Annotated in this window: 25 protein-coding genes and 1 tRNA gene; 10 read left to right on the top strand and 16 right to left on the bottom strand. The window is 62.9% G+C overall.

The window, feature by feature from the left end:
- Positions 1-780, bottom strand: coding sequence for a DUF1217 domain-containing protein (locus JNC62_RS11060; protein WP_374838695.1), 780 nt, complete (start codon positions 778-780; stop codon positions 1-3).
- A gap of 188 nt (positions 781-968) precedes the next feature.
- On the opposite strand from JNC62_RS11060, the gene motA reads away from it, so the two are divergent.
- The 6 genes from motA (at position 969) to JNC62_RS11030 (ending at position 6189) form a co-directional block, all read left to right on the top strand.
- Positions 969-1841 (top strand): flagellar motor stator protein MotA, encoded by an 873-nt coding sequence (gene motA, locus JNC62_RS11055; RefSeq protein WP_374838693.1) that lies wholly within the window; start codon positions 969-971, stop codon positions 1839-1841.
- A complete protein-coding gene (locus tag JNC62_RS11050; protein WP_374838691.1) occupies positions 1842-2792 on the top strand; it encodes a FliM/FliN family flagellar motor switch protein in 951 nt (316 codons plus the stop codon).
- Positions 2793-2844: 52 nt separating this feature from the next.
- Entirely contained in the window at positions 2845-3441 is a 597-nt protein-coding gene (gene fliN, locus JNC62_RS11045) for a flagellar motor switch protein FliN (protein WP_374838689.1), read from the top strand.
- Positions 3442-3468: 27 nt separating this feature from the next.
- Entirely contained in the window at positions 3469-4506 is a 1038-nt protein-coding gene (fliG, locus tag JNC62_RS11040; protein WP_374838687.1) for a flagellar motor switch protein FliG, read from the top strand.
- A 144-nt stretch (positions 4507-4650) separates the two neighbouring features.
- Positions 4651-5718 carry a flagellar biosynthesis protein FlhB gene (gene flhB / locus JNC62_RS11035; protein WP_374838685.1) on the top strand — a complete coding sequence of 356 codons (1068 nt, stop codon included), beginning with the start codon at positions 4651-4653 and terminating at the stop codon, positions 5716-5718.
- An 18-nt stretch (positions 5719-5736) separates the two neighbouring features.
- Positions 5737-6189: a BspJ family T4SS effector nucleomodulin gene (locus tag JNC62_RS11030; RefSeq protein WP_374838683.1), complete on the top strand. Its 453-nt coding sequence runs from the start codon at positions 5737-5739 to the stop codon at positions 6187-6189.
- Positions 6190-6204: 15 nt separating this feature from the next.
- Here the strand turns inward: JNC62_RS11030 and visR are convergent, their stop codons facing one another.
- From visR to pncB, 14 genes are all read right to left on the bottom strand, one after another.
- On the bottom strand, positions 6205-6939 hold the full coding sequence (gene visR / locus JNC62_RS11025; RefSeq protein ID WP_374838681.1) for a transcriptional regulator VisR: 735 nt from the start codon (positions 6937-6939) through the stop codon (positions 6205-6207).
- Between the two features lie 10 nt (positions 6940-6949).
- Entirely contained in the window at positions 6950-7690 is a 741-nt protein-coding gene (gene visN, locus JNC62_RS11020) for a transcriptional regulator VisN (protein ID WP_374838679.1), read from the bottom strand.
- Positions 7691-8319: 629 nt separating this feature from the next.
- Positions 8320-10005, bottom strand: coding sequence for a flagellar basal-body MS-ring/collar protein FliF (gene fliF / locus JNC62_RS11015; RefSeq protein WP_374838677.1), 1686 nt, complete (start codon positions 10003-10005; stop codon positions 8320-8322).
- Between the two features lie 340 nt (positions 10006-10345).
- Entirely contained in the window at positions 10346-10741 is a 396-nt protein-coding gene (locus JNC62_RS11010) for a DUF8776 family protein (RefSeq protein ID WP_374838676.1), read from the bottom strand.
- An 86-nt stretch (positions 10742-10827) separates the two neighbouring features.
- A complete protein-coding gene (gene cheD, locus JNC62_RS11005) occupies positions 10828-11382 on the bottom strand; it encodes a chemoreceptor glutamine deamidase CheD (RefSeq protein WP_374838674.1) in 555 nt (184 codons plus the stop codon).
- Complete coding sequence (locus JNC62_RS11000) at positions 11379-11768, bottom strand: response regulator (RefSeq protein ID WP_310411129.1); 390 nt, start codon at positions 11766-11768, stop codon at positions 11379-11381. The genes cheD and JNC62_RS11000 overlap by 4 nt, the downstream gene beginning before the upstream one ends.
- Entirely contained in the window at positions 11768-12820 is a 1053-nt protein-coding gene (gene cheB, locus JNC62_RS10995; protein WP_374838672.1) for a protein-glutamate O-methylesterase CheB, read from the bottom strand. Before cheB ends, JNC62_RS11000 begins: the two co-directional genes overlap by 1 nt.
- Positions 12817-13719 carry a protein-glutamate O-methyltransferase CheR gene (cheR, locus tag JNC62_RS10990; protein WP_374838670.1) on the bottom strand — a complete coding sequence of 301 codons (903 nt, stop codon included), beginning with the start codon at positions 13717-13719 and terminating at the stop codon, positions 12817-12819. Before cheR ends, cheB begins: the two co-directional genes overlap by 4 nt.
- The gene (locus JNC62_RS10985) at positions 13716-14180 is read right to left on the bottom strand and encodes a chemotaxis protein CheW (RefSeq protein ID WP_374838668.1); all 465 of its coding nucleotides are present in this window, start codon (positions 14178-14180) and stop codon (positions 13716-13718) included. Before JNC62_RS10985 ends, cheR begins: the two co-directional genes overlap by 4 nt.
- Positions 14181-14184: 4 nt before the next feature.
- Positions 14185-16467, bottom strand: a complete 2283-nt coding sequence (locus JNC62_RS10980) for a chemotaxis protein CheA (protein WP_374838666.1) — start codon at positions 16465-16467, stop codon at positions 14185-14187.
- A gap of 16 nt (positions 16468-16483) precedes the next feature.
- A complete protein-coding gene (gene cheY1 / locus JNC62_RS10975) occupies positions 16484-16849 on the bottom strand; it encodes a chemotaxis response regulator CheY1 (protein WP_310411144.1) in 366 nt (121 codons plus the stop codon).
- Positions 16846-17145 (bottom strand): STAS domain-containing protein, encoded by a 300-nt coding sequence (locus JNC62_RS10970; RefSeq protein ID WP_374838664.1) that lies wholly within the window; start codon positions 17143-17145, stop codon positions 16846-16848. The genes cheY1 and JNC62_RS10970 overlap by 4 nt, the downstream gene beginning before the upstream one ends.
- A 115-nt stretch (positions 17146-17260) precedes the next feature.
- Positions 17261-18841: a globin-coupled sensor protein gene (locus tag JNC62_RS10965; protein ID WP_374838662.1), complete on the bottom strand. Its 1581-nt coding sequence runs from the start codon at positions 18839-18841 to the stop codon at positions 17261-17263.
- Between the two features lie 775 nt (positions 18842-19616).
- Complete coding sequence (gene pncB / locus JNC62_RS10960; protein WP_374838660.1) at positions 19617-20921, bottom strand: nicotinate phosphoribosyltransferase; 1305 nt, start codon at positions 20919-20921, stop codon at positions 19617-19619.
- 252 nt (positions 20922-21173) lie between these two features.
- Between pncB and JNC62_RS10955 the strand changes: the two genes are divergently transcribed.
- On the top strand, positions 21174-21428 hold the full coding sequence (locus tag JNC62_RS10955; RefSeq protein ID WP_374838658.1) for a GlsB/YeaQ/YmgE family stress response membrane protein: 255 nt from the start codon (positions 21174-21176) through the stop codon (positions 21426-21428).
- A 278-nt stretch (positions 21429-21706) separates the two neighbouring features.
- Here the strand turns inward: JNC62_RS10955 and JNC62_RS10950 are convergent.
- Positions 21707-21781 (bottom strand) — tRNA-Thr (locus JNC62_RS10950).
- A gap of 156 nt (positions 21782-21937) precedes the next feature.
- On the opposite strand from JNC62_RS10950, the gene JNC62_RS10945 reads away from it, so the two are divergent.
- The 3 genes from JNC62_RS10945 (at position 21938) to JNC62_RS10935 (ending at position 24369) form a co-directional block, all read left to right on the top strand.
- Entirely contained in the window at positions 21938-22174 is a 237-nt protein-coding gene (locus tag JNC62_RS10945; RefSeq protein ID WP_374838656.1) for a hypothetical protein, read from the top strand.
- Positions 22175-22426: 252 nt separating this feature from the next.
- Entirely contained in the window at positions 22427-23719 is a 1293-nt protein-coding gene (gene murA, locus JNC62_RS10940) for a UDP-N-acetylglucosamine 1-carboxyvinyltransferase (protein ID WP_374838654.1), read from the top strand.
- A 212-nt stretch (positions 23720-23931) separates the two neighbouring features.
- Positions 23932-24369 (top strand): DUF2948 family protein, encoded by a 438-nt coding sequence (locus JNC62_RS10935; protein ID WP_374838652.1) that lies wholly within the window; start codon positions 23932-23934, stop codon positions 24367-24369.
- Positions 24370-24375: the final 6 nt, after the last annotated feature.

The following is a 24375-nucleotide window of genomic DNA, read 5'->3' as shown; positions in this document are numbered from 1 at the left end:
CTAGCGGCCTCCGAGTTTCAGGTTATTGATGGAAATGAGAAGATCGGTGGAGATCCCGGTCAGGCTGGTCGGCTGGAACACCGTCAGCGGGTCGTAGGAACCCGACGGATTGTCGAGCTCCCACATCGCCGTGAAGCGCTCCAGAAACGTGCCGACCTTGACCGGATCCTGGAAGTCGGCAAGATCGAGGACGTCTTCGTAGTAGGCCGCCTGGCGGTCGACGTCGGTACCGACGAACTCCATGGGAAGCTGAAGCGCGGTCCGCACGACCTGCGAGATCGCGTCGTCGGCGATGATCGAATAACCGCTGGTAATCGACGAAGCCATCCGCTCGAAATACAGCGCGAGCCGTACCCCGGTGTTCTCGTTGCCGGCGTTCACCTCCAGGGTCTGGCGCCTGTACTTGTCGACGACGCCCTTCTGGGCACGCTCGAAACTGGTGGCCGCCTCGCCGTGCCGGGCGAAATTCAGCGACTCCGCCAGTTCCTTGTAGCGGCTGTCGGAGAGCTTGTTGGCGAACGCGTCATCGGCGTCGACACCCTCCGTCAGGACCTTGCGCATGAAGGCCTTGGCATAGGCCATGTCTTCCAAGCCGTGCGCCTTCATCGCATAATTATAGAGGCGGCTGTCGGCGAAGAACGCGTCAATGGATTTGATCGAGCCGATCTTGGCCAGGTAGTATTCGCTTTCGCGTTTCACGTCCGGCTGCTCGGCGACCCGCTTGAGCGAGGTCGCAAGATCGGCGCTGATCAGTTTGTAGCTCGTGTAGGTGGTCGTCACGATGGATACGCCCTTTTTGGTTCATCAGGGCACCAGTGCCGCCCGTCCGGCGCCAAACCTGACCTTCCTTGCTTGCGCGAACCTGTAAGCCGGAAGCTTTCTCGAAAGGGTACGAAGGTACAGCCTCACACAAGGCTGGAATCCTATTCAGGTGCGGTCGGAATTATGTCGGGGCTTGTGGGCTTACAATGAACATCATCATCGGTCTGATCGTCACCTTCGGTTGCGTCATTGGCGGCTACATGGCCATGGGCGGACATCTCGAGGTGCTCAACCAGCCGTTCGAACTCCTGATCATCGGCGGCGCAGGTCTCGGCGGTTTCATCATCGCCAACACCATGAAAGTCGTGAAGGACACCGGCAAGGCGCTCCTGGAAGCGTTCAAGCACACGGTGCCGAAGGAACGGCACTACCTCGACACGCTCGGCGTGCTCTACAGCCTGATGCGCGATCTGCGCACGAAGTCGCGCAACGAGATCGAAAGCCACATCGACAATCCGGAAGAATCATCGATCTTCCAATCGGCCCCCACCGTCCTGCAGAACAAGGAACTGACGACCTTCATCTGCGACTACGTCCGGCTGATCATCATCGGCAATGCCCGCTCGCATGAGATTGAGGCGCTGATGGACGAGGAAATCCAGACCATCACCAACGACAAGATGAAGCCATACGCGGCCATGAGCACCGTCGCCGATGCGTTGCCGGCAATCGGCATCGTCGCGGCCGTTCTGGGCGTGGTCAAGGCCATGGGCGCGATTAACGAGTCGCCGGAGATCCTGGGCGGCAAGATCGCAGCCGCGCTGGTCGGGACGCTGCTGGGCGTGTTCCTCTCCTACTCGGTGGTGTCGCCGATCGCGACCAATATCAAATCCGTCCGCGCCAAACAGAACCGGCTCTATATCATCGTCAAGCAGACGCTGCTTGCCTACATGAACGGGTCGGTTCCGCAGGTCGCGCTCGAGTACGGCCGCAAGACCATCTCCTCGTATGAGCGGCCGTCGATCGATGCCGTCGAGCAGGAAATGATGAACCCGGGCGGCGACTCGAAGGCGGCCTAAATGAGCAGGAACGACATGACAGCGTCTCCCAAACCCAGACATGATCCGATCGTGCTCGCCCGACTTGTCGGTCAGCTCGGCGACCGGGAAACGATCTCCAAGCGCTGCGCGGCCCTCGGCGAGGTGTTCGCGGAATTCCTGCCGGATGTTTTTGCGGGCGAGTTCGGGTTCGAGATCGCCGTTTCCTACGCCGGCTACGAAGTCGGCCGCTACGGCCAACTGATCTCCGGACTCGGCGGCGCCATGGCGATTGCCGATTGCGAACTGCGCAGCTGGAGCAACCAGTACGCCATCGTTTGCGACAGCCCCTTCATCGTCACCCTGGTGGAGAATATGCTCGGTGCCGTCAGCGACTCGATCGAGGAGCCGGAACCCAGGCCGCTGTCGCGCATCGAACTCGATGTCGCCGCGATGGTCGTCAGCCGGATCTCGGGTGTGCTCAAAACCGCCGTCGGCGGCGGCGCCGGCTACGAACCGCTCGCAGGCCCCGCCTATAACGTCGAGGGCCGCAGGACGCCGGAGAACGGTACGGAGGAAACGTTCGCCGCGATGGTGCAGATGTCCGTCGGCATCGGTCCTGTGCTGTCGAACTTCTACCTGGTCGTTCCGCAAAGCGCGCTGCTGAAATCGACGATCGCCGCGCCCAAGCCGGCCAATGAAATCAAGACGCCCAGGGAGTGGAGCGAGCACCTAAGCGAGCAGGTGCGCCGCTCGAAGGTAACGCTGCAGGCCCACATCCGGCTGGAGAGCCAGACCCTGGACACGATCAGCCGACTGCAGGCCGGCGACATCATCCCATTCCACGACACCGGCGACGTGCGCGTCGACGTCAGCGCCAACGGCAACAAGCTCTATGTTTGCGAGTTTGGCCGTTCGGGTGCGCGCTACACGGTTCGCGTAAAGGATACCTACGGCTCGGAGGACGAGCTGCTGCAACACATTGTGGGATAGCACCAGTCCAGGCAGCACGCTTCGGGCAAGCTCAAGATGGAATAGTGATCACATGGCACCCAAAAAAGCACCTCTCGCAGACGACCTTGCATCAACCATCAACGCCAACGACGCCGAACTCGAACAGGCGATCGATGATCTGCGCGGCGTTCTGAAACAGGATGCAACCGGTCCATCCACCACCGACTTCGGCATGGACTTCGCGCAAACCGGGGAAAGCGATCCCCTGGCCGCCTTTGGTGGCGATTTCGGCTCCGGCACAGACACCGGCTTCGGCGGCGACTTCGGCACCACGGAAGAGGCGCCCTTCCAGGATGGCGGGTTTGCCGGTGGCGAGTTCGGCGTTCCGGAGCTCGCAGACGCCACCGCAGCGCCGCGGCCGGGAAGCGCCTTGGAGGCGAACCTTAACCTCATCATGGACATTCCGATCGACCTGCAGATCGTCCTCGGATCGTCGCAGATGCCGGTCTCGGGCCTCATGAACCTTACCGAAGGTGCCACGATCGCACTGGACCGCCGGATCGGCGAGCCGGTCGAGATCATGGTCAACGGCCGGACCATCGGCCGCGGCGAAATCACCGTCCTCGAGAATGACGACACCCGCTTCGGGGTGAAGCTCATCGAGGTCAAGAGCACTTCCAAGATCTGATACCGGTCAAGGTTTCAGGAGGCATCCATGATGGATTTCGACAATTTCGGCAGCACGGCGGTCGGCGCACCGCTGACGCCGGTGGACAAGGCGGCGGCGGTACTTCTGGCGATGGGCAAGCCGGTCGCCGGAAAGCTCTTGAAGTTCTTCACCCAAGGCGAACTGCAGGGCATCATCGCCGCGGCGCAGAACCTGCGCCCGATCCCGCCGCATGAATTGCTCGAACTGGTCAACGAATTCGAGGACCTCTTCACCGAAGGCGCGGGTCTGATGGACAACGCCAAGATGATGGAGAGCATCCTTGAGGAAGGGCTGACGCCTGATGAGGTCGACGGCCTGCTCGGTCGCCGCACGGCCTTCCAGGCCTACGAGACGACCATCTGGGACCGCCTGCAGGATGCGGACGCCGCCTTCATCAGCCGTTACCTGCTGAAAGAGCATCCGCAAACCATCGCCTACATCCTCTCGATGATGCCGTCCGCCTTCGGCGCCAAGATCCTTCTCGAAGTGCCGGAGGAAAGCCGCGCCGACATCATCAATCGCGCCGTCAACCTCAAGGAGGCCAGCCCCAAGGCAGCCGCCATCATCGAGAACCGCGTCCTCGAAATGATGGATGCCTTCGAGGCCGAGCGCAACTCGCCCGGCTCGAACAAGGTCGCCGAGATGATGAACGAACTGGAAAAGAACCAGGTCGACGAACTGCTCGCCTCGCTGGGAACGATCAGCACCGCTTCCGTCAAGAAGGTTCGGCCGAAGATCTTTTTGTTCGAGGATCTGCTCTCGATGCCGCAGGCGAGCCGGGTGGCGCTCTTCAACGACGTTGCCGGCGACATCATCACGGCGGCCCTTCGCGGGACGTCGATGGAACTGCGCGAGGCCGTCCTGTCCGCAATCGGCGCGCGCCAGCGCCGCATGATCGAGTCCGACCTCGCCGCCGGCGACCAGGGCGTTCGCCCCCGCGACGTGGCGATCGCCCGCCGCTCGATCACCCAGGAAGCAATCCGACTGGCCGCAGCGGGCCAGATTCAGTTGAAAGAGAAGGACGAGACCCAGGCCGCGGCCTGATCCGGCTTGACTCTCCCTGCTCCAGGCTCGACCGTTTCCCGGACCCGATTCTCGCCGAGAATCGGGTCCTTTTTGTGCGCCGGCGCCGGCGCAGCGTGGCCGGAACACAGTTGAACGGCCAGGCGAGCTGCGGGAGTGTTGTCCATGGCCGACGGCGAGGACAAGGATAGCAAAACAGAGGCCCCTTCCGAGAAGAAAATCCGCGACGCGGCGGAGAAGGGCAATACGCCGTTTGCACGGGAAATTCCCGTCTTCGCCTCGTCGGTTGCGATCTATCTCTTTATGGTCTTCTTCCTGCCGGGGGGCATAGCGCGAATCGCCGAAACGCTGCGCGACCTTTTCGAGCAACCCGAGGCCTGGGATCTGGAAACCAGCGGCGACATCATTGCGCTGTTCCGTCACCTTGTCTGGGAAGCAGGGGCCCTGCTGATGCCGGCCCTCATCATGATGATGACATTCGGGCTTGCCGCCTCGATCCTGCAGAACCTGCCGAGCCCGGTGCTGGAGCGCGTTCGCCCGCAGTTGTCGCGGCTCTCGCCGGTCAAGGGTTTCGGCCGCATGTTCGGCAAGCAGGGGCTCGTCGAATTCGGCAAATCCTTCATCAAGGTCGGGGTCGTGTCGATCGTCGTCTTCTTCGTGCTCTGGGACGACTACTTCGCCGCGCTGAACGCCATGTTTGCCGACCCTTCGGCAATATTCGCCATCCTGGCGGAGGAAGCCCACACGATCCTCGTGATCATCCTGTTTGCCACCGCTGCGATCGCCGCGCTCGACTTCGCCTGGACGCGCCACCATTGGTACTCCGAACTGCGCATGACCAAGCAGGAGGTCAAGGAGGAGCACAAGCAGGCCCAGGGCGATCCGATCGTCAAGAGCCGCCTGCGCTCCATCCAGCGCGACCGCGCCCGCAAGCGGATGATCGCCGCCGTACCGCGCGCCACCCTCGTCATCGCCAACCCGACCCACTTTGCCGTGGCGCTACGCTATGTGCGCGAAGAGCAGGAGGCCCCCATCGTGGTTGCCAAGGGCCAGGATCTGGTCGCCCTCAAGATCCGCGAGCTGGCCGAGCAGAACGGCATTCCGGTTTTTGAGGATCCGCCGCTTGCACGCTCCATGTTTGCGCAAGTCTCGGTCGATAGTGTCATTCCGCCGGTGTTTTACAAAGCCGTGGCGGAGCTGATTCACCGGGTCTACCAAGCTTCGCCCAAATAAGACGGTAAGCGAGATCCGATGAGAAAATGTTCCTATTCTGCCCAGCGCGAGAGGATTGTGGCCGAGGCGATCGGCCCGGTTGCTTCGGAACTGCGGCTGCTCGATGCAGCCGATCTCGTGTCGCTGCTGCGCTTCGAGTGCTACGGAAACCTGGCCGATCTGGTCGCATCGGCTGCTGAACTGTACTTCCTGCCCGGCACCGTCGTCTTTGGCGCCGGAGGCGACTACAAGCTCGACTGGGGCGACCAGCCCGAGGTGACGCTCGACCTCGAATTGCGCCCGCGCGGCGTGACCGTCTACGCCCGGCTACAACTGGGCAACGAACGGGCCGGTCTGGAAATCACGCACGTCGCCTTTGACGACCCCATGGCCGATCCCGATGACAACACCGCCTTGCTTGCCGCCAGCCTTAGGGAATCGCAGTTCAAGCGTCTGGGGTCGCCTTCCCTCGGCCTGGGTGCGGCGGCCTAACGCCGCCGCTTTCGCTCATCGGATGTAACCGAAGCGAATCGCCTTTGCGATCGCCTGAATGCGGTTGACCGCGTCCAGCTTGGCGGTCGCCGTACCGAGGTAGGCGTTGACGGTGTGGACCGAGAGGCCCAGTTTTTCCGCAATGCTCTCGCTGATGCAGCCGTCACCCGCCATCTGCAGGCACACAATTTCGCGCTCGTTGAGCTTTTCGGCCAGCTGCAACCGCTTCGCGTCCGTGCCCAGCAGATCGATCATGACCTGATGGGCGCGCATGTGCAGGTCGAGGACGACATCGCTGCCGAAGTTGAGGGACGTCCCGGTGAAGACGATAAAACCGTTTCCGTTCGTCCCCAGGCGGACCGGAAAGGCGATACCCGAGGCCGCAAGACGACTGGGCGAAAAGCACTCTGCGAAGGGCGGAAGCTCGGTTGCCGCGATCCGGCCGGCCTCTTCCCCTTCCCAGACGACCGGCAAGGTCGAGGCCTCAAGGTGGGCTACCAACTCTTCGCCATAGGCCTCCAGCAGCAGGTGCGTCCGGTGTTCGGCCTGGTCGGCCCAGTTGCTGAGCGCGCAACTTAAGCGCCGCGTTGAAGGCAATCCCTGGCCGAGGATGCGCAGGACGGCGAAATTGCTTGCGCCGATCATCTTTTGCATGTGCTGAAGGGTCGCCACCGTGTCGCCGGTGCGCTGCGGCCTTGAGAGTTTGCCGATCCGGATTTCGGCAGCGACCGGGGGAAGCTGAACGTCCATCACGCCTCCCTCAGACGAGATTGTTTCGCACCGCCCAGGCAATCGCTTCGGAGCGCGTTTTGGTCGCGGTCTTTCGCATCACGCTGGCGATGTAGTTGTTGATCGTGTTGCGCGAGATTCCGAGAATCACCGCAATCTCGTCGCTGGTCTTGCCCTCGGCAATCCAATAGAGACACTCGATTTCGCGATCGGTCAGGTCGGATTCGCGTTCGAGCCGCGTCGAAGGCCGGCAGCAGATGCTGGCGAGATAGCCGGTCAGAAGTCCGACGTCGCGAAGATTGCTTTGCGAGAGGATAAAATGCTCCGGAAAAAGGAGGAGCAACGCCATCCGCACCCGCCCGACGTTGAAGACGATGGCGCAATATTCCCGACTGACGCCGGCAGGCACGGCGACGTCGTCGGCAAACTGTGAAAAGCTCGGCTGCATCAGGTTGCAACAGCGATCAAACTCGCTCATGCGCACATGGTTTGCCGCAATCGAACCCGCAAGGCCGCGTACCATATCGAACGGCCAGTCCGACGCGACGACGAAGTCGGTGTCCGAATCAAATGACAGGTCCTGGCGGACGAGCAGGTAGTGCGAAGCGCTGACATATTGGGTGAGCGCCCGCAGTCCCGCCGGGAGGCTGACGCGATCCGCACAGCGCCTGAGTTGGTGAACCAGCTGTTCACGCGCGCTCTTACGCTCACCGGCGATCGCGGAAAACCCATGGGGTTCCCGGAGCGCTACATCCGCTCTGATCGATTCCATAATAGCCCCCGTTGCCGAATTCGGCCGGATCATCCCGCCATCCCCTCGTGTCGACGCCAAACCCGGCGCCGACCCGATCAAGCCGCATGGGGCGGGATTCACCAAACGAATCAGTGACTAAAGTGTACAGGGACGCTGTTCAAAAGCCACAGCCCGCAGATCGGGATTTACTTTTGCGCCGCGTCGTGCCTCGATTCGCCTCGGCCGGACGAAGCATATTGCCGCAGCCCCATCGTCCGGATTTAAACTTTTGTTAACAATTGGAATTTGGCAATGCGAGCGGCCTTCGCCGCATTTTAGCATCCGCTGCGACAAGCCTCGCACCGCGCAATTTCGACCTGACATTTGTCATGTCTGTGCGGGACAAATTTTTTTGAACGCCAGAAGATCGTGCAACGATCGCGACTGACGCAAGGGAAGGCGCCGCTCCGCATTACGAAAACCGTCGCTTTCGAGTCACACCGGGCGCAAAAAATGCACCATGCACCCCCCGCCTCTCGCCCGCATCACACCGTTGCGGTTGCAACCGAGCACCTTCAACAGCGGCAAGGGTGGCCGCGCCCTGCATCATCCCAAACAAAAATCCCGCCTTTCGGCGGGATCTTCGTTGTGTCGGTCTGTCCGGCCGATCAGGCCGCCTGGTTCTCGGCCCATTTGCGCAGGATCTTGGCCGCGCGTTCCTCGCTGATCTCGACCATGCGGGCCAGGCGCCGCTCCGGCCCTTCCTTGACGCGGCGATTGAAGACGCCCTCGCCATCGTCCCCGGCGCTGAGCAGATCGTCGGTGCTGTCGAAGCCGAAGTCCGCACCGAAGCCGTCCATCAGCGCACCGCTGCCTGCGCCCACGCCGACCGCCGGAGAGAAGTCGGGCAATTCGAGCCCGGCAGCATCGGCGTCCAGCGCCGTGGCACCGGCACCGCCCGTGACGGAGCGCACGACCGGACGGAAGCCGAACCAGACGACGAGGAAGGCGACGGCAACGAAGGCGAGTGCGTTGATGATCGTCGACAGGTTGCGCGCCAGCGTTTCCATGACGCCCGGGCCGGGAACGGCTTCGTCGAGCAACTGGTTGTCCAGGAAGGTCATGGCGGTCAGCGTGACGACGTCGCCGCGATCGGCGTCCAGGCCGGCCGCCGACGAGACGATCTTCTGCATCTCCGCCAGGTAGGCATCCACCTTCGCCTGGTCGGCGGGTTCGCCGACCAGCGCAGCGATGCGCCCCTGGTTGACGACGACGGCCACCGAAAGCCGCTCGATCTGGAAACTGTTGCGAACGGTGGCAACGGTCTTGCTGTTGATTTCGTAGTTGGTCTGCTCTTCCTTCTTGTCGGCCTGGTCGCTCGACTGCGGGCCAATGCCCTCGTCGGGGCCGCCCTGGGGAATGTTCTGCTCGACCGTCGCCGGCTTCTGCAGCTGGCTCTGGTTGGACTTCTGGCTTTCACGCGTGACGCGCACGGAGCGCTCGACGCGGGATTCCGGGTCGTAGACCGTTTCCTGCGTCTGCTGCGAATCGGTATTGAGCGACGCCATGACGCTGGCACGGAAATTGTCCATGCCGAGGAAGGGCGCGAGCGCCTTTTCGATGTTGCGCTCGACGTCTTCCTGCACCGACTGGACGATGTTGAGCGAACGGTTGAGCGTGTTGCCCTCCGCATCGTCGCCAGAGGCGAGCAGCTGGCCGGCGGAATCGAGAATCGTCACATGCTCGGCTTCCAGCCCTGGAACGGACGCGGCGACGAGATGGCGTATGGACGCGGCGGACTTGCGGCCGGCGGTGCTGCTGGCGCGGATCATGACCGAGGCCGTCGGCGCCTGCTCCGCCCTGCGGAAGTTGCCGCGGTCCGGCATGACGATGTGAACGCGGGCGGCGGCGATCCCGTTGATCTGCTGGATCGTGCGGGCGATTTCACCTTCAAGCGCACGAACGCGGGTGACTTCCTGCATGAACGAGGTCAGGCCCAGCGAGCCGACATTGTCGAAGAGTTCGTAGCCGGAGTTCGAACTGTTCGGCAGGCCGCGCTCGGCGAGATAGAGCCGCGCCTTCCCGGTCTGCCCGACAGGAACCTGGAGGCTCCCGCCTTCGGTGCCGGCCTTGAAGTCGATGTTGGCTTCCGCCAGCGCGATGCTGATCTGGTTGATGTCGGAGTTTTCCAGCCCGACATACAAGGTCTCGTAGGCGGGTTTGTTGACGAAGAATGCGGCTGCAAGCACCAGCCCTAGGGTAACGACGCCTGCGCCGGCCAGAAGCGCCAGCTTCGTTTGCCCGAGCGAAGCGAGATTCTTGCCAATACTCTTAAGCTGTTCCAACAGATTCATTCTGTTCCCGCACGAACTTTGCCAGGTAGCCATCGGCCATGAAGGCGACCTGCTCAGTTAAATTGCCCAACCCCGGTATGGCGCCACAGCCAACGGCGCCTTCAGCCCCAAGAATTACGCAGATCCAAAGGGACCCGCTTCGCAACCTAGATGGTGAAACTTGCGCGAACGTTTCGCGGAAATGGGCCGTTTCCGCGGGCCGGATAGCAATCTGGGCACCCGGCAAAATCAATAACACTCTTTAATATCAACGACTTATTTCTGCCCGATCCGAAATGCAAAACACCGCACGTGATCGCTCAAACGTGCGGTGCCACAAGCCAGATGCGGGATGGGCGAATCAGAAGGCCTCGAAATCTCCCGAGGCCTTGGCGAGCGGCTGCGCAGCTTCGGGGCGGCTGGCAGCGCTGCTCAGCGCCTTCTGCATGTCCGCAAGCTTGACGAGATTGAGCGCCGTCGTCACATCGACCGCCCAGCCGCCAGGCATGTCGGCGGTGATGTGGCTTATGAACTCAGCCAGCCCTCGCGTCTTCTGCACGGCCAGATCGATCCCCTGCAGCACCACCATGCGTTCGGCGACACCGTCTTGCCCCGCTTCCGGATGCAACTCGCCAAGCAGCGGCTCAATCCTCTCGACCAGATCGGCAACGGCGTGCAACTCGGAGACGACGCGCATCAGGACCGCGGGCAGGGATTCCTCCATGACGGGTGCTTCGCTCGGACACTGGGATTTCATGGCATCTCCACTTTCCCGCAACGGCAGCCTTCCCGGCGCGCATCGTGCGGCTGTATGCATTTGCGTCGCAAGGCCGGCCCGCAGCCTCAGAAGAATTCGATCGAGCTTTCGACAGGCTTCGGCGCCAATACCGGTTGCGACTCCAGAGCGACGGCACGTTGCGTCTCCACGCCGGTGAGCGCATGCTGGCGGGCCCGCCCGGTCGAAGGCCAGAACTCCAGCTTTCTTCCATGCTCACCACCGGTGCTTTCGCCAACGATCCTGATCCCCTCGTCCGTCAGAAACTGCCGGGCGAAGCGCGCATTCTGCTCGCCGACATTGGAGAAGCGGGCCATCGTTCTGGCACCGCCGAAGATCTTGGCCTCCAGCCGGTCGCGCCGGGCGCCGTTCTTCAAGAGACCGTTGATCAACAGTTCCATCAGGTGCACACCGTAGCGGGTCGCATCGCCGCCGGACACCATCGCCTCCGCCGATCCGGGGAGGAGGAAATGGTTCATTCCACCGACACCGGTTACCGGGTCGCGCAGGCAGGCGGCAACGCAGGACCCCAGGATCGTCGTCAGCACGACGTCCGGCTCGCTCACCACCTTGTATTCGCCCTGTATCACGTGGACGCGGCGCGTCCCGGCATCGGTGTTCATTTCAATGCCCCGAACACGGCTTCGATTGCCGCCTTCATCTTCTCGATCGTGAACGGCTTGGCGAGCACGTTGTTGGCGCCGAGCGCCGCCGCCTTCTGCACCAGCGCCCGATCGCCCTGGGCCGTCAGGATGATGAACGCCGCCTTCTTCGTGGCCGGATTGGCACGGACGTGCTGCAGGAACACCAGGCCGTCCATCTTCGGCATGTTGAAGTCGGAGATCACCAGGTGATGCGGCTGCTGGGTCATGATCTTCAGGCCCTGCTCGCCATCCCCGGCCGCGGTGATCTGCTTGAAGCCGAGCTGCTGCAGCGCGTCTCCCAGAAGCAGGCGACTCGTCACCTGATCGTCGACAATGAGGACCTTAATTTTCTCGGCGATAGACATTATTCGCTCCCTTCTCTACGGGCGGCAGTGATCTTCAGAATTTCCTCCCCGATGGACGCGAGCGGAAACTGGTGTTCGACTGCGCCCAGTTCGAATGCCACTCGGGGCATCCCGTATACGACGCATGTTCTTTCGTTCTGGCCGATGGTTCGCGCACCGGCATGACGCATTTTCAGTAGGCCCGCCGCTCCGTCGCGCCCCATCCCGGTCAGGATGACGCCCACGGCATTGCGGCCGGCAAGCTCGGCGACCGAATCAAACAGCACATCGACCGAGGGTCGGTGACCGTTGACCGGATCGCGATCCAGAAGACGGCAGCAGGGTGCCGTCGCATTCGCCACCTGAAGATGGCGCTCGCCGCCCGGCGCCAGGTAGATCTTGCCGATTTCCAGCCGGGCGCCGTCCGTCGCTTCCTCGACCCTAGGCGCGCACAGACGGTTGAGCCGCTCCGCAAAGCTCTTGGTGAACGAGGGCGGCATGTGCTGGGTGATCACCGTCGGCGGGCAATTGACCGGGAATTTTTGCAGTACAGTAATGAGTGCCTCCACACCACCCGTGGACGCGCCGATGGCAACGATCTTGCGGCCATTTCGGTAGCTGGTGGCGCTGGTGCTTGCCGCCTGCGGCGGTGCAACCGGCTCCACCTTGAAATCGCGTCGTTGCGAGCGGGCGGCCGCCTTCACCTTTTCGGCGAGGTCTCCAAACGGCCGCGCATCACCCGGCTGGGGCTTGCCGACGCAATCGAAGGCGCCGATCTCGAGCGCCGCCAGGCTTGCATCCGCGCCGCGATGCGTCAGCGTCGACACCATGATCACCGGCATCGGGCGAAGCCGCATGATCTTGTCGAGAAACTCGAGCCCGTTCATGTTCGGCATCTCGATGTCAAGCGTGACCACGTCCGGATTGAGCTGCTTGATGGCGTTGCGCGCCTCCATCGCGTCGCCGGCCTGGCCGACGACGGTGATGCCCGGATCCGCGCTGAGCACGGCCGTGATCAGGCCACGCATGGTGGGGGAATCGTCTACGACAAGCACGCGGGCTGGTGCAGTCATGCGCGTCCTCCCTTGCCGATGTATCGGTAGGTGGTGATGCCGATGTTGTCATACAGCGCCTTGGCCTCGCCCGACACGCGCTCGGAATGGCCGATATAGAGATGGCCGCCCTCGGCCAGCATCCCGGAAAACCGCGCCCAGATCGTCATCTGCGTCGGCTCGTCGAAATAGATGACGACGTTGCGGCAGAAGATCACGTCGAATGGTCCCTTGAACGGCCATTGGGCCATCAGGTTGAGCTCGTTGTAGGTGATGAGCTTCTTCACCCGGTCGTCGATCTGCCACTTCTGGCGGCCATCGATCTCGACCTCGCGGAAAAATTGCTTGCGCATCGCCGGGTTGACCGTTTCCAGCGCCGTCGCGTCGTAGGCGCCGAGGCGCGCCTGGGCCAGGATCTTCGGGTCGATGTCGGTGGCGAGGATCCGGAAGTCATAGTCCGTGGCGTTCGGCAGCAGCGACAGCACGGTCAGGGCGATGGAATAGGGCTCCTGTCCGTCCGAACAGGCCGCCGACCAGATCCGCACGCGGCCGCCAGCTTTCGCGCGAGCGATCAACTCCGGGAGGACTTCGGTCTTCAGGTGATCGAAATGATGGTTCTCGCGGAAGAAGCGGGTAAAGTTCGTGGTCAGATGCGACAGCATCTCGCGCCGCGCCGCAGCCCCGGCGGGGGACGACACCAGCTCGCAGTATTCGCGAAAGCCCTTCAGCCCGAGATTGCGGATATGCTTCGACAGCCGCGAATAGACGAGCGAGGCCTTCGATTCATTGAGGTAGATGCCGGCGTCGGCGTAGATCATCGCGGCGATCTCAGACAGGTCACGGCGCGTCAGCGGGTATTCGCCGCTGGCCAGGCATTCGTCCGGCGAAAGTCTGGGATCGAACGCAGTCGACAGTTTCATGCGGCTTCACTTTCAATCTGCGGAAACAGCGATTCGAGCTCGATCATGCAGATCATGCGGCCTTCGATCGCGAGGATGCCGCGGGCGTAGTTCTTCTCCAGCTCATTGGCAATGTCCGGCGTCGCCTGGACGTTCTCGTCCGTCACCGTGAGGATGTCGGAAACGGCGTCGACCAGCAGGCCGACCATCTTTGCGCCGACCTGGGCGACGATGATGACGTGACGGACCGTCGGTTCGGCCGGTTTCATGCCGAGCCGGAGCGACAGGTCGATGATCGGCAGCACCGCACCGCGCAGGTTTAGGATGCCGAGCACATAATGGGGCGCGTGCGGCATCGGGGTGACGGGTGTCCAACCCCGAATTTCCCGCACCGACATGATGTTCACGCAGAACTCCTGATCACCGATGCGAAAGGCGATCAGTTCCCGACCCTGCGTCAATGCCTTGGCTGCATACGTCATTTCGTTACCCGGCTGCTGCAAGCGACACTTCTTGTTTGAGGGACTGCCCACGCGATGCGGCGACGACCGCGTCGACGTCGAGGATCAGCGCCACGCGCCCGTCGCCGAGAATCGTCGCCGCGGCGATGCCCGGCACGTGCGTGTAGTTGGCCTCCAGGCTCTTGATGACGACCTGGCGCTGGCCCTGGATCGCATCGACCATAAGCGCGCGCTGCCCGCCCCCTTCCGACTCGACCAGAAGGGCGACGCCTTCGACCGGGTTCGCTCGAGCGGAGCGGAAGTTCAGGATCCGGCCGACGTCAACCAATGGGCAGAAGGAGTCGCGGATCGAAATCAGCCGCTGGCTGGCGCCGAACGAATGGATCGCGGAAGCCTCCGGTTGCAGCGTCTCGACGATCGCCGTCAGCGGCACCACCAGCGTCTGTCCGGCGACCGTGACGACCATCCCGTCGAGAACGGCCAGGGTCAGCGGCAGGCTCATGGTAAAGACGGAGCCTTGGCCCGGCTTGGACGAGATCGAGATGCGACCCCCGAGCGCCTGGATCGAGCGCTTGACCACATCCATGCCGACGCCGCGGCCGGAAATGTCGGAGATCTTGTCGGCCGTCGAAAAGCCGGCATGGAAGATCAGGTTGTCGACTTCCTCGTCCGAGAGGTTGGCGTCGGCTGCGATCAGGTCGTTGTCGATCGCCTTCTGGCGCACCTTCTCGCGGTTGATGCCGCCGCCGTCGTCGGCCAACTCGATGACAATGCGGCCCGAGCGATGCTTGGCGGTGAGGCGGACGGTGCCTTCCGGGTTCTTGCCGGCAGCAACGCGCTTCTCCGGCGTTTCCAGCCCATGGTCGACAGCGTTTCGGATCATGTGCGTCAGCGGCTCGGCGAGCTTGTCGATGACGGTCTTGTCCACCTCTGTGTTTTCACCCTCGGTGATGAGGCGAACCGACTTGCCGGTAACGTCGGCGATTTCGCGGACGATCCGAGACATGCGCTGGAACACCGGCTTCACCGGCTGCGCTCGGATCGCCATCACCGAGTCCTGGATCTCGCGCGTCAGTTGCTGCAGTTCCTCAAGCCCCATGTTGATCGAGGAAACGCCGGCGTTGTCATTCTCGACCACGCTCTGAGACAGCATGGCCTGGTTGATGACGAGCTCGCCGACCAGGTTGATCAGCCGATCGACGCGGTCAAGATCGACACGGATCGTGGGAGCGGCCGCGCCCGACGATGCGGAGGCTGCTGCCTGGTTCGCGGTCTGCTGCGTGGCCGCCGCCCGCGGCTCCTCCTTGGCCAGGTCGGCGCGAGCGCTTGCCAGCTGGAGAACATTGCTTGCGGCCGCAGCGTCCGTCGCCGTCGACACGGCCGGCTCCTCGGGTGCGGTCGCAGCGTCGTCGGCGCCATCCTCCAGGATCGAGAGATCGAACGGAACGGGCTGCATCGGCAGCTCATCGTCATCCCCGGCTGCTGTCTCGCCCTCGTCCTCGATGGTGCGGACCTCGAGATCGCAATCCCATTCGGCGAACTCGAAGACCGAACGAACGCCGTCCTCGCCCTTCTCCGTCGAAATCGAGATCGTCCACGAGAAATAGGCCTCTTCCGGGTTCATGTCCTGAAGCAGCGGCAGTCTCTCCATGTCGCAATGGATGCTCATCTCACCCAGTCGGGAGAGGTCGCGCAGGAGCAGCGCCGCCTCGTTGCCCTTGGCGTAGAGGTCACGCTTCGGGCGGAAGGTAACTTCGCAGGTCGGAACGTAGGGAGCGGCTGGCTGTTCCTCATCGTCGAAGTCATCAAAGGAGAATGGGATGGGCTGGAAGCCTTCATCGCTCACCGGGGTTGCAGTAACTGGCGTCACCTCCGTCGGGGCCGGCGCAGGCTTTGCAACAGGGGCTTCGCTTGCCGCGGGCATCTCGCCCTTTGCCAGCGCTTCCAGTTCGCCGATCAGCTGCCTGCTGCGGGCCGCATCGACGCTGCCGCCATCGCGCGAGGCGCTGACCAGGTCCGCCAGCACATCGGCCGACTTCAGCATGACCTTCAGCACGTCCTGGTTCGGCTCGAGTTTGTTGGATCGAACGCAATCGAGTGTGGTCTCGAAGACGTGGGCGAACGACACCAGATCATCCAGGCCGAACGCTCCCGCGCCGCCCTTGATCGAGTGCACCGCGCGGAAAACGGCATTGACCGTCTCCGGATCGCGATCGCCATCGTTCAGCCTCAAGAGACCGGATTCCAGTTCGGCAAGCTGCTCCTCGCACTCCTGGAAGAAAATCTCCTTGATTTCGTTCATATCCATCGGGAAGGACCTCGATTTAAGCGGTTACGCGTTCGATTGCATCGATCAGCTTGGTGGGGTCGAACGGCTTGACGATCCAGCCGGTGGCACCGGCCTGGCGGGCACGGTTTTTCTTTTCGGCATCGCTTTCCGTCGTCAGGACGAGGATAGGAATGGCGCGGTATTTCTCGTTGCGGCGCACGCCCTCGATGAAACCGAACCCGTCGAGACGCGGCATGTTGATGTCGGTGACGATCACATCGGGATTGGCCTGATCCAGAACTTCCAGCCCCTCGACGCCGTCCTCCGCCTGGATCGTCTCAAATCCGGCATTGTTGAGCGTCACCAGAAGCATGTTCCGGATCGTCCGTGAATCATCCACGGTCAGGACCTTCTTTTTCATTGCTGTGTCTCCTTGGCCAGCAGGTGTTCAATATCGACGCCGATCAACTGCATCGTCTTCAGGAACGGTTCCGACGCCCCAGTGACGGTGTAGGCACGGCGGTCGGCTTCCCAGGTCTTCGCACCTGCCATCAGCACCTGGGCACAAAGTGCCCCGATGCGTTCGACCGCGGATGCGTCGATCGTCAGGTCGTTCCCCTTCAGCGCCATCAGCTTGTCGCGAAGCGCGGTCGCCTCGTTAAGGTCCAGCACGGGTGCCAGGCTCAGGCTTTTCTGGGTGGCCTTCTTGTTCGCCATCTCTTCGTTCCTTGTCTGCGGCTCATCTCGTTGACTGTTTGTTAGAATGGCCGTTCTGGCCGGACACTTACCCACGCCGGCCATGCTCGGCGGACATTGGCCGTCCCCGCATATGCTAGCCTCCGCGCCCGGCAGCGCGGGGGGGCGCAACCCCCGGCGCCGGAACGAGACGCGCCTCCCGCGACGCGTCGATCGACCGCGCAGCGCTGCCTGTCGACTGTCGGCCAATGTGGAACTGTCGGATCGTCTGACCGAGTTCGAGAATGACCGTGTGCAAGTCGGCACCGTTCTGGCCGACATCCTTGGCGAACTCGGCATCGGTGCGCGCCTGCGCACCAATCCTGACCAGGTCGCCGGCCACAACGTCGAGCCCCGCGACATCCTCGCCGCTCTGCCGGGCAATGCCCGTGATGGCGTCATTGATCTCGACGACCTGGCTTACGATGCTGCCGATCGCGTCCTGGGTCCGGTTGACACGGTCGACGCCGGCCTCGACCTGCGCTTTCGTACCCGTCACGAGTTGCTTGATCTCACGTGCCGCATCCGCCGAGCGCTGCGCCAGCGAACGCACTTCCTGCGCGACCACGGCAAAGCCTCGGCCGCTGTCGCCGGCTCGCGCCGCCTCGATTCCGGCGTTGAGCGCAAGCAGGTTCGTCTGGAATGCAATCTCGTCGATGACGCCAATGATCTGGCCGATCTTTTCCGCCGACGCCTCGATGTCGGCCATCGCCGCCTTGGCCTCGCCGACGATGCGGCCGCTTTGCTCGGCCGACTCCCGCGTGGCGCGGACGGCCGTTTCGGCCTTGCGCGTTTCGGTAAGGGTTGCCTTCAGGCGATCGGTGATCGCGGCGAGAGAGCCGACCGTATCGGCGAGTTCGGCCGAGTGCGACGACGAACGCCCGGCAAGCTGCTCCGCCTGCGCGGAAATCGTCTGGACCATGGCATCGGCGGTTCCGGCGCGTTCGGACGCGCCACCCAGGCGCAGTTGCGCCTGCTCCAGCGCGCTATCCAGCATTCCGCCGAGCTCGCGCCAGGCGTCCGGCATCTGTTCGCCCGTCCTGTGGGTAAGGTCGAGATTGGCAAGGCTGCGGATGACATCGCCGAAGGCGCCCTCGAGCGCGCCATGGTCCGCCTGGCGCTGTTCGCCCAGCGCGCGGTGGTGATTGTGGCGCAGTTCGTTGAACCGCAGCGACACGCCGATCTCGGCATCGACCAGTGCAGTTCGGATAAAGGCTGTCAGAAGTTCGGTCAGTTCCTGCCGTCGGCTCGTCTTTGCGCCCGGCAGGATCGACTTCGGCCAATACTCGGCAACCAGCCCGTCGATGACATGTTCGAGCACGACCGCGTGGCCGGACATGCGCCATCGCGGGTCCAGCCCCATCTGGCTTTCCACGTCGGCCAGGACCTTCACCCGCTCGGCATAGAGACTGTCGAACCGCGCGTCGGTCAGAACGCTCCAGTGGGAAGCGTGAAGGTCATGCAGGCGATCGATCGCACGTTCGCTCTGGAAATGGCGGGCGGCATCGGGAAAGGTCTGGAAACGCTGGAACAGATCGCGGAGCGCCAGTTCGACATGACGTTCGAGCGTCTGGCGATGGGCGCGCAGGAGCTCCCCCTGGGATGGCTCCAGGCCAGCGAATCTCAGGCGGTCGCGAAGGCTTGCCGCCTGCGCTGTCTGAGCCTGTTCTGCTGGCATCTCCTGCACTTTTTGTCCCCGTGCGCAATGCAGTTCGCCGGCCGGTTTCCCGAGCCAAGCCGATGAATTTCGCCCATGGGGTCGTCCTGCGGCGACTGTGCGAGGCCGCAAGCCGCATCGCTCCGACAAGCGAGCCTTGTGACAGTCCGTTCGCCGGTCCGTGGTGAAATTCGGTGAAGCTTGATACCGGGTCGAAACCGGTACGGGCGGTACGGCATCATGCCTGAGTGGGAAATGGTCCACTTTCCCATTCCGACGCGTGGCTCATGTTTATGGTTAATTCCTTGCCCGAAGGTTAATGGAATATTCCATAGGTATGTTCCATACCGTACAAACGGCCCAGGAGCGGCGGATTGGACCGATTGGCACCGCCAAACGCAGTGTCTACTGCGGCCGATGGGCCACAATAATCGCGAAATTTCGCCAGGTTTGACGGCGCAGGCCTGGAAAACATCAAGGTCTAAGCAACGTTCCATTGCTATAAGCAGATTCGAGACGATGACGTCCTCTGGGAACGAGCAATGATTGTTCTATTGTTGAGTGCTGTGTTTTTGACTATCGCAACCCTTGCAGCCGTCGCCACGCTTATCGGCATCGACGCCCGGCAGCCTGCCCGGACGACCGCGATATTCTGATGTCCACGCTTACCCGACGATGATGACCGCTGCGGGGCAGCCGGCACCGCACAGGGTTGCGTTTGACCGGACGGCCAACAAGCGCCGTTTCAGGCCGAGGCACGTCGGTCGTCCAGCGGGGCCCTTTAAGAAAAGCGAGTTCAGACCCTTACCGTCTGCTCGACGAAATCCTCCGTCCCGAAGAATTTCAGGTAGCGCTGCACCTCCGCAGGATCGCCGGTGGCCTTCTTCGGATTGTCGGACAGCTTGACCGCCGGCCGGCCGTTGGCGTCCCGAACCTTGCAAACGATCGAGATCGGATCGAGCCCGCGGAAGGGTAGCGGTGCGCAGCCGACAAAGTCGTTGGTGAGGTTGGTGCCCCAGCCAAAGCTCATGCGCACGCGTCCCTTGAAGTGCTCGTAGGTCTTGATGATCGTGTCGACATCCAGGCCGTCGGAAAAGATCAGCAGCTTTTCGCGCGGATCACGCCCCTTGGCCTTCCACCAGGCGATGATCTTTTCGCCGCCCTCGATCGGCGGCGCACTGTCGGGCCGGAAGCCCGTCCAGTCGGCAACCCAGTCCGGCGCGTTCTTCAGGAAGGCCGCCGTGCCGAAGGAATCGGGCAAGACAATCAGCAGATTGCCGCCATAGAGCCTGTTCCAGTCCTGCAACACCTTGTAGGGCGCCTCGGCCAGTTCGGCGTCGGTCTTGGTCAATGCCGCCGCCACCATCGGCAGTTCATGCGCATTCGTGCCGAGCGCCTCCAGGTCGGTGTCCATCGCCAGCAGCACGTTGCTCGTGCCGGAGAAGGATGAGCCGATCCCCTCCTTCAGCGCTTCGACGCACCAGCGCTGCCACAGGAAAGAATGCCGCCGGCGCGTGCCGAAATCGGAGATGCGCAAATCCGGGTGGGCGCGAAGCTGCTCGACCTTCGACCACATCTTCGCCTTCGCCCGCGCATAGAGCACGTCGAGCGCAAACGGGCCCATACCCCTCATCGCGGTGCGCGAACGCAATTCGTTGATGATTGCGAGCGCCGGGATCTCCCACATCGTCGTGTGCGACCAGCGTCCCGCGAAGGTCAGCTCGTATTGGCCGTCCTTGCGCGACAGCTGGTATTCCGGAAGCTGGAATTCGGCGAGCCAGGCGAGAAACTCCGGCGAAAAGATCTGCTTCTTGCCGTAGAACGTGTTGCCGGCAAGCCAGATCATCTCCTTCTTGGTGAAGCGGATGGTTCTGGCATAGTCGAGCTGATCGCGCAGTTCCTGCTCGTCGATCTCGTCGGCAAGGCGCACGGCCTTCGTCCGGTTGATCAGCGAGAAGGTCGCGTCGACGTCCGGATAAAGCTTCCAGATCATCTGCAGCATCAGCAGCTTGTAGAAGTCCGTGTCCAGCAGGCTGCGCACGATCGGGTCGAGCTTCCAGGCATTGTCGTACACGCGACGGGCAATATCCGTCTTGGTCATGAAATCGAACCTCGCTGCACTGATTTTCGCACAGCACCGACCCCTCGCAGCTGATCGAGACTGCCGACGGTTGCGCATAACCGCTGCGAGACACTCATGGCACGCCTTTCGGGACACCCGCAAGACTGCCGCATGCGATCTGAGCAAGCATAACGCAGGCCGGGCTGCAAAATGATACGCTCTTGTAATCCCGCCGAGCACAATCAATGCTGGCGATGCTGATCAACACTCTGTTTCTCCGGAGGCGCATCCATGGGTATCGAAAGCATCCTCGTCTTTCTCATCGTCGGCGCGATCGCAGGATGGTTGGCCGGCCTCGTCGTCTCCGGCTATGGCTTCGGCCTCGTCGGCAACATGGTCATCGGCATTGTCGGCGCTTTCATTGCCGGCTACCTGTTTCCCAAGCTTGGTCTCGCGGTCGGCGGCGGCATCCTCTGGGCGATCGTCCACGCCACGATCGGCGCCGTGATTTTCCTCGTGCTTATCAGGATCGTGAAACAGGCCTGACGGGGGCGAGCGCCGGCATGGCAAGCCTTCAACAGTAACAAGCCATCGACCGCAATACGTGTCGGCGGCAAGCAAGATCGCTGCCCCTTGGCGGCCAGCGGCGGCAGAACGGCGGCAAATGTTTTCCCACGGTAGCCGCGGGTCCCGACGAAGACTTCCTGTCTGCCACGGGGTGGGCGGCTGCGACATCGCGCGGGAACGCCGTACCTGCGTGGTGGATCAGGGAAGAAACCGACCCGCAATCTACAGGCAAGACATTGATTTTACTGAAGAAAAACTGGTGCTGCTAGAGAGATTTGAACTCTCGGCCTCTCCCTTACCAAGGGAGTGCTCTACCCCTGAGCTATAGCAGCATCCGGCGAAGCAGTGTGGCTGCGTTCGCGTCAAGCGAGGCGCCTATTGCCACAGTCTTACCCCCTATGCAAGCCGCAAACGCATGAAGGGGACAACAAATTCAGGAAAACGCGGTCGCGCTTTTGCGCGAGGCGGTTTCACGCTATCCATAGTCTATGCAAAGCAAGGACAACACGATTGGTGACAGGGCCGACGGCGGGCGCAAGGCAAAGCCCCGGGCGCCGGAAAGCGACGCCGTGCGCGCACGCGCCGAGGAGCGCAAGGCGCGGCTGGCAAAGACATTGCGCGACAATCTCTCTCGCCGCAAACAGCAGGCCCGTGCCCGCCGCGAAGGGGCCGCCGACGAAACCGAAGGCCTGCCTGCCGCAAAAACGGACGAATCAGAGACCTAGTATCGAACAGCGTCGACCCTGGCGCCGGGGACAGAGGCAATCAGGGCGGTCCGCAGCGTCGTTCGTTGCGGAAACCAGAACCCGATCCGGGCCGCAGCAGCGCCTCCCGGGAGCCAGGACCAGCCCGGCATCAATGCTTCCACGCCCGCGCAAATGCGGCGGACTTCATTTTTTTGCGACGATGCTCTAAAGAGGCGCCTTCCTCCAAGAGCCGTTAGTTTGAGAAAGGCGGGCGCGGGCCCGTAGGGACACATGGATCGTATCAGGATTGTAGGCGGCAACGAGCTCAAGGGCGTGATCCCGATTTCGGGCGCCAAGAATGCAGCCCTCCCGCTGATGATCGCCTCGCTCCTGACGGACGACACGCTGACGCTGGAAAACGTGCCGCACCTCGCCGATGTCGAGCAGCTCATCCGCATCCTCGGCAATCACGGCGCCGACATTTCCGTCAACGGCCGCCGCGAGCGCCAGAGCGAAGGCTATTCGCGCACCATCCACTTCACCTCGCGCCAGATCGTCGACACGACCGCTCCTTACGAGCTGGTTTCGCGGATGCGGGCGAGCTTCTGGGTCATCGGCCCGCTGCTGGCGCGCGAGGGCAAGGCGCGCGTCTCGCTGCCGGGCGGCTGCGCGATCGGCACGCGCCCGGTCGACCTCTTCATCGAGGGACTGGCGGCACTGGGCGCCAGGATCGAGATCGACGGCGGCTATGTCGACGCCACAGCACCCGACGGCGGCCTGATCGGCGCGCACTACACCTTTCCCAAGGTTTCCGTCGGCGCGACGCACGTGATGCTGATGGCGGCAACCCTTGCCCGCGGCACGACGGTGATCGGCAACGCCGCGCGCGAACCCGAAGTTCAGGACCTCGCCAAGTGCCTCAATGCCATGGGCGCAAAGATCACCGGCGCCGGCACGAGCACCATCACCATCGAGGGTGTTGCGGCGCTTTCCGGTGCGCGCCACCGCGTGCTGCCCGACCGCATCGAGACCGGCACCTACGCCATGGCCGTGGCCATGACCGGTGGCGACGTGCTGCTGGAAGGCACCGAGGCCGGACTGCTTGCAACAGCCCTGGAGGCGATCCGCCGCACGGGCGCCGAAATCACCTCGACCGAAAGCGGCATCCGTGTCGTGCGCAACGGCGGCGGCATCAAGCCGGTCGACATCGTCACCGATCCCTATCCGGGCTTCCCGACCGACCTGCAGGCCCAGTTCATGGGGCTGATGACGAAATCAACCGGCGTCTCGCACATCACCGAGACGATCTTCGAGAACCGCTTCATGCACGTGCAGGAACTGGCCCGCCTTGGCGCGAAGATCTCGCTGTCCGGCCAGACCGCGAAGATCGAGGGCGTCGAGCGCCTGCGCGGCGCGCCCGTCATGGCGACGGACCTGCGCGCCTCGGTCTCGCTGGTGATCGCCGGCCTCGCCGCCGAGGGCGAGACGATGGTTTCGCGCGTCTACCATCTCGACCGCGGCTTCGAGCGACTCGAGGAGAAGCTCCGTCGCTGCGGCGCCTCCGTCGAGCGCGTCAGCGACTGACACCTCATCGCATTTCGATGCCGTCCGGAAACACCATGGATCGGGACGGCGGTTGCGCTGGCCTGCCTCCCGTCCTATTTGCTGGACAGGAACATCAGGCGGCCAGCGCCTTTCGTCTTCCTCGACCGCCGCTGCCAACGCGGCCGGCTTGGGGGGCGAAGCGGAAGCCGCCCCGAAAGGGCAACGCGGCGCGGCCGCCTGGAAGGAACGCTATGGACACTCTGAAGTTGCTGGCGCTGGATGCGGAGGACCTCGCCGTCGTTTCGGCGCACCTGCAGGACGCCGTATTCAAGACGGGCGACATCAGCTGGGATGCCCGCCATGGCGTCTTCTCCGTCGCCCTCAACCGCTTCGCCTGGGAAATGATCGGCGAAAAACGCAAGGGTTTTCAGCGCCGCCGTGCGCTGGTCGCGTTCAAGCGGGTGCGCGCTGTCCGGTCGATCGGCATCGACCGCAATGATCGCGACGCCGTGCTGTCCCTGCTGGCGATCCGCTTTGCGCCCTCAGCAGACGGTCCCGAGGGGACGGTTGAACTCCTGATGTCCGGCGATGCCTCGATCGCACTTGAGGTGGAATGCATAGAAAGTCAGCTTGCGGATACCGGCGGGGCGTGGGAAACCAGCTTGAAACCGCGCCATCCGGCGGGCTAGGTCGGC

The organism is Mycoplana ramosa (genome assembly GCF_041930185.1).
Lineage (GTDB): Bacteria > Pseudomonadota > Alphaproteobacteria > Rhizobiales > Rhizobiaceae > Mycoplana > Mycoplana ramosa.
This window is presented reverse-complemented; position numbering and strand designations above follow the sequence as displayed.

What these genes read in the sequence shown, in the direction of transcription:
- motA (WP_374838693.1), top strand. Translation starts at nt 969, where the DNA reads ATGAACATCATCATCGGTCTGATCGTCACCTTCGGTTGCGTCATTGGC.
- JNC62_RS11050 (WP_374838691.1), top strand. Translation starts at nt 1,842, where the DNA reads ATGAGCAGGAACGACATGACAGCGTCTCCCAAACCCAGACATGATCCG.
- fliN (WP_374838689.1), top strand. Translation starts at nt 2,845, where the DNA reads ATGGCACCCAAAAAAGCACCTCTCGCAGACGACCTTGCATCAACCATC.
- fliG (WP_374838687.1), top strand. Translation starts at nt 3,469, where the DNA reads ATGATGGATTTCGACAATTTCGGCAGCACGGCGGTCGGCGCACCGCTG.
- flhB (WP_374838685.1), top strand. Translation starts at nt 4,651, where the DNA reads ATGGCCGACGGCGAGGACAAGGATAGCAAAACAGAGGCCCCTTCCGAG.
- JNC62_RS11030 (WP_374838683.1), top strand. Translation starts at nt 5,737, where the DNA reads ATGAGAAAATGTTCCTATTCTGCCCAGCGCGAGAGGATTGTGGCCGAG.
- visR (WP_374838681.1), bottom strand. Translation starts at nt 6,939, where the DNA reads ATGGACGTTCAGCTTCCCCCGGTCGCTGCCGAAATCCGGATCGGCAAA.
- visN (WP_374838679.1), bottom strand. Translation starts at nt 7,690, where the DNA reads ATGGAATCGATCAGAGCGGATGTAGCGCTCCGGGAACCCCATGGGTTT.
- fliF (WP_374838677.1), bottom strand. Translation starts at nt 10,005, where the DNA reads ATGAATCTGTTGGAACAGCTTAAGAGTATTGGCAAGAATCTCGCTTCG.
- JNC62_RS11010 (WP_374838676.1), bottom strand. Translation starts at nt 10,741, where the DNA reads ATGAAATCCCAGTGTCCGAGCGAAGCACCCGTCATGGAGGAATCCCTG.
- cheD (WP_374838674.1), bottom strand. Translation starts at nt 11,382, where the DNA reads ATGAACACCGATGCCGGGACGCGCCGCGTCCACGTGATACAGGGCGAA.
- JNC62_RS11000 (WP_310411129.1), bottom strand. Translation starts at nt 11,768, where the DNA reads ATGTCTATCGCCGAGAAAATTAAGGTCCTCATTGTCGACGATCAGGTG.
- cheB (WP_374838672.1), bottom strand. Translation starts at nt 12,820, where the DNA reads ATGACTGCACCAGCCCGCGTGCTTGTCGTAGACGATTCCCCCACCATG.
- cheR (WP_374838670.1), bottom strand. Translation starts at nt 13,719, where the DNA reads ATGAAACTGTCGACTGCGTTCGATCCCAGACTTTCGCCGGACGAATGC.
- JNC62_RS10985 (WP_374838668.1), bottom strand. Translation starts at nt 14,180, where the DNA reads ATGACGTATGCAGCCAAGGCATTGACGCAGGGTCGGGAACTGATCGCC.
- JNC62_RS10980 (WP_374838666.1), bottom strand. Translation starts at nt 16,467, where the DNA reads ATGGATATGAACGAAATCAAGGAGATTTTCTTCCAGGAGTGCGAGGAG.
- cheY1 (WP_310411144.1), bottom strand. Translation starts at nt 16,849, where the DNA reads ATGAAAAAGAAGGTCCTGACCGTGGATGATTCACGGACGATCCGGAAC.
- JNC62_RS10970 (WP_374838664.1), bottom strand. Translation starts at nt 17,145, where the DNA reads ATGGCGAACAAGAAGGCCACCCAGAAAAGCCTGAGCCTGGCACCCGTG.
- JNC62_RS10965 (WP_374838662.1), bottom strand. Translation starts at nt 18,841, where the DNA reads ATGCCAGCAGAACAGGCTCAGACAGCGCAGGCGGCAAGCCTTCGCGAC.
- pncB (WP_374838660.1), bottom strand. Translation starts at nt 20,921, where the DNA reads ATGACCAAGACGGATATTGCCCGTCGCGTGTACGACAATGCCTGGAAG.
- JNC62_RS10955 (WP_374838658.1), top strand. Translation starts at nt 21,174, where the DNA reads ATGGGTATCGAAAGCATCCTCGTCTTTCTCATCGTCGGCGCGATCGCA.
- JNC62_RS10945 (WP_374838656.1), top strand. Translation starts at nt 21,938, where the DNA reads ATGCAAAGCAAGGACAACACGATTGGTGACAGGGCCGACGGCGGGCGC.
- murA (WP_374838654.1), top strand. Translation starts at nt 22,427, where the DNA reads ATGGATCGTATCAGGATTGTAGGCGGCAACGAGCTCAAGGGCGTGATC.
- JNC62_RS10935 (WP_374838652.1), top strand. Translation starts at nt 23,932, where the DNA reads ATGGACACTCTGAAGTTGCTGGCGCTGGATGCGGAGGACCTCGCCGTC.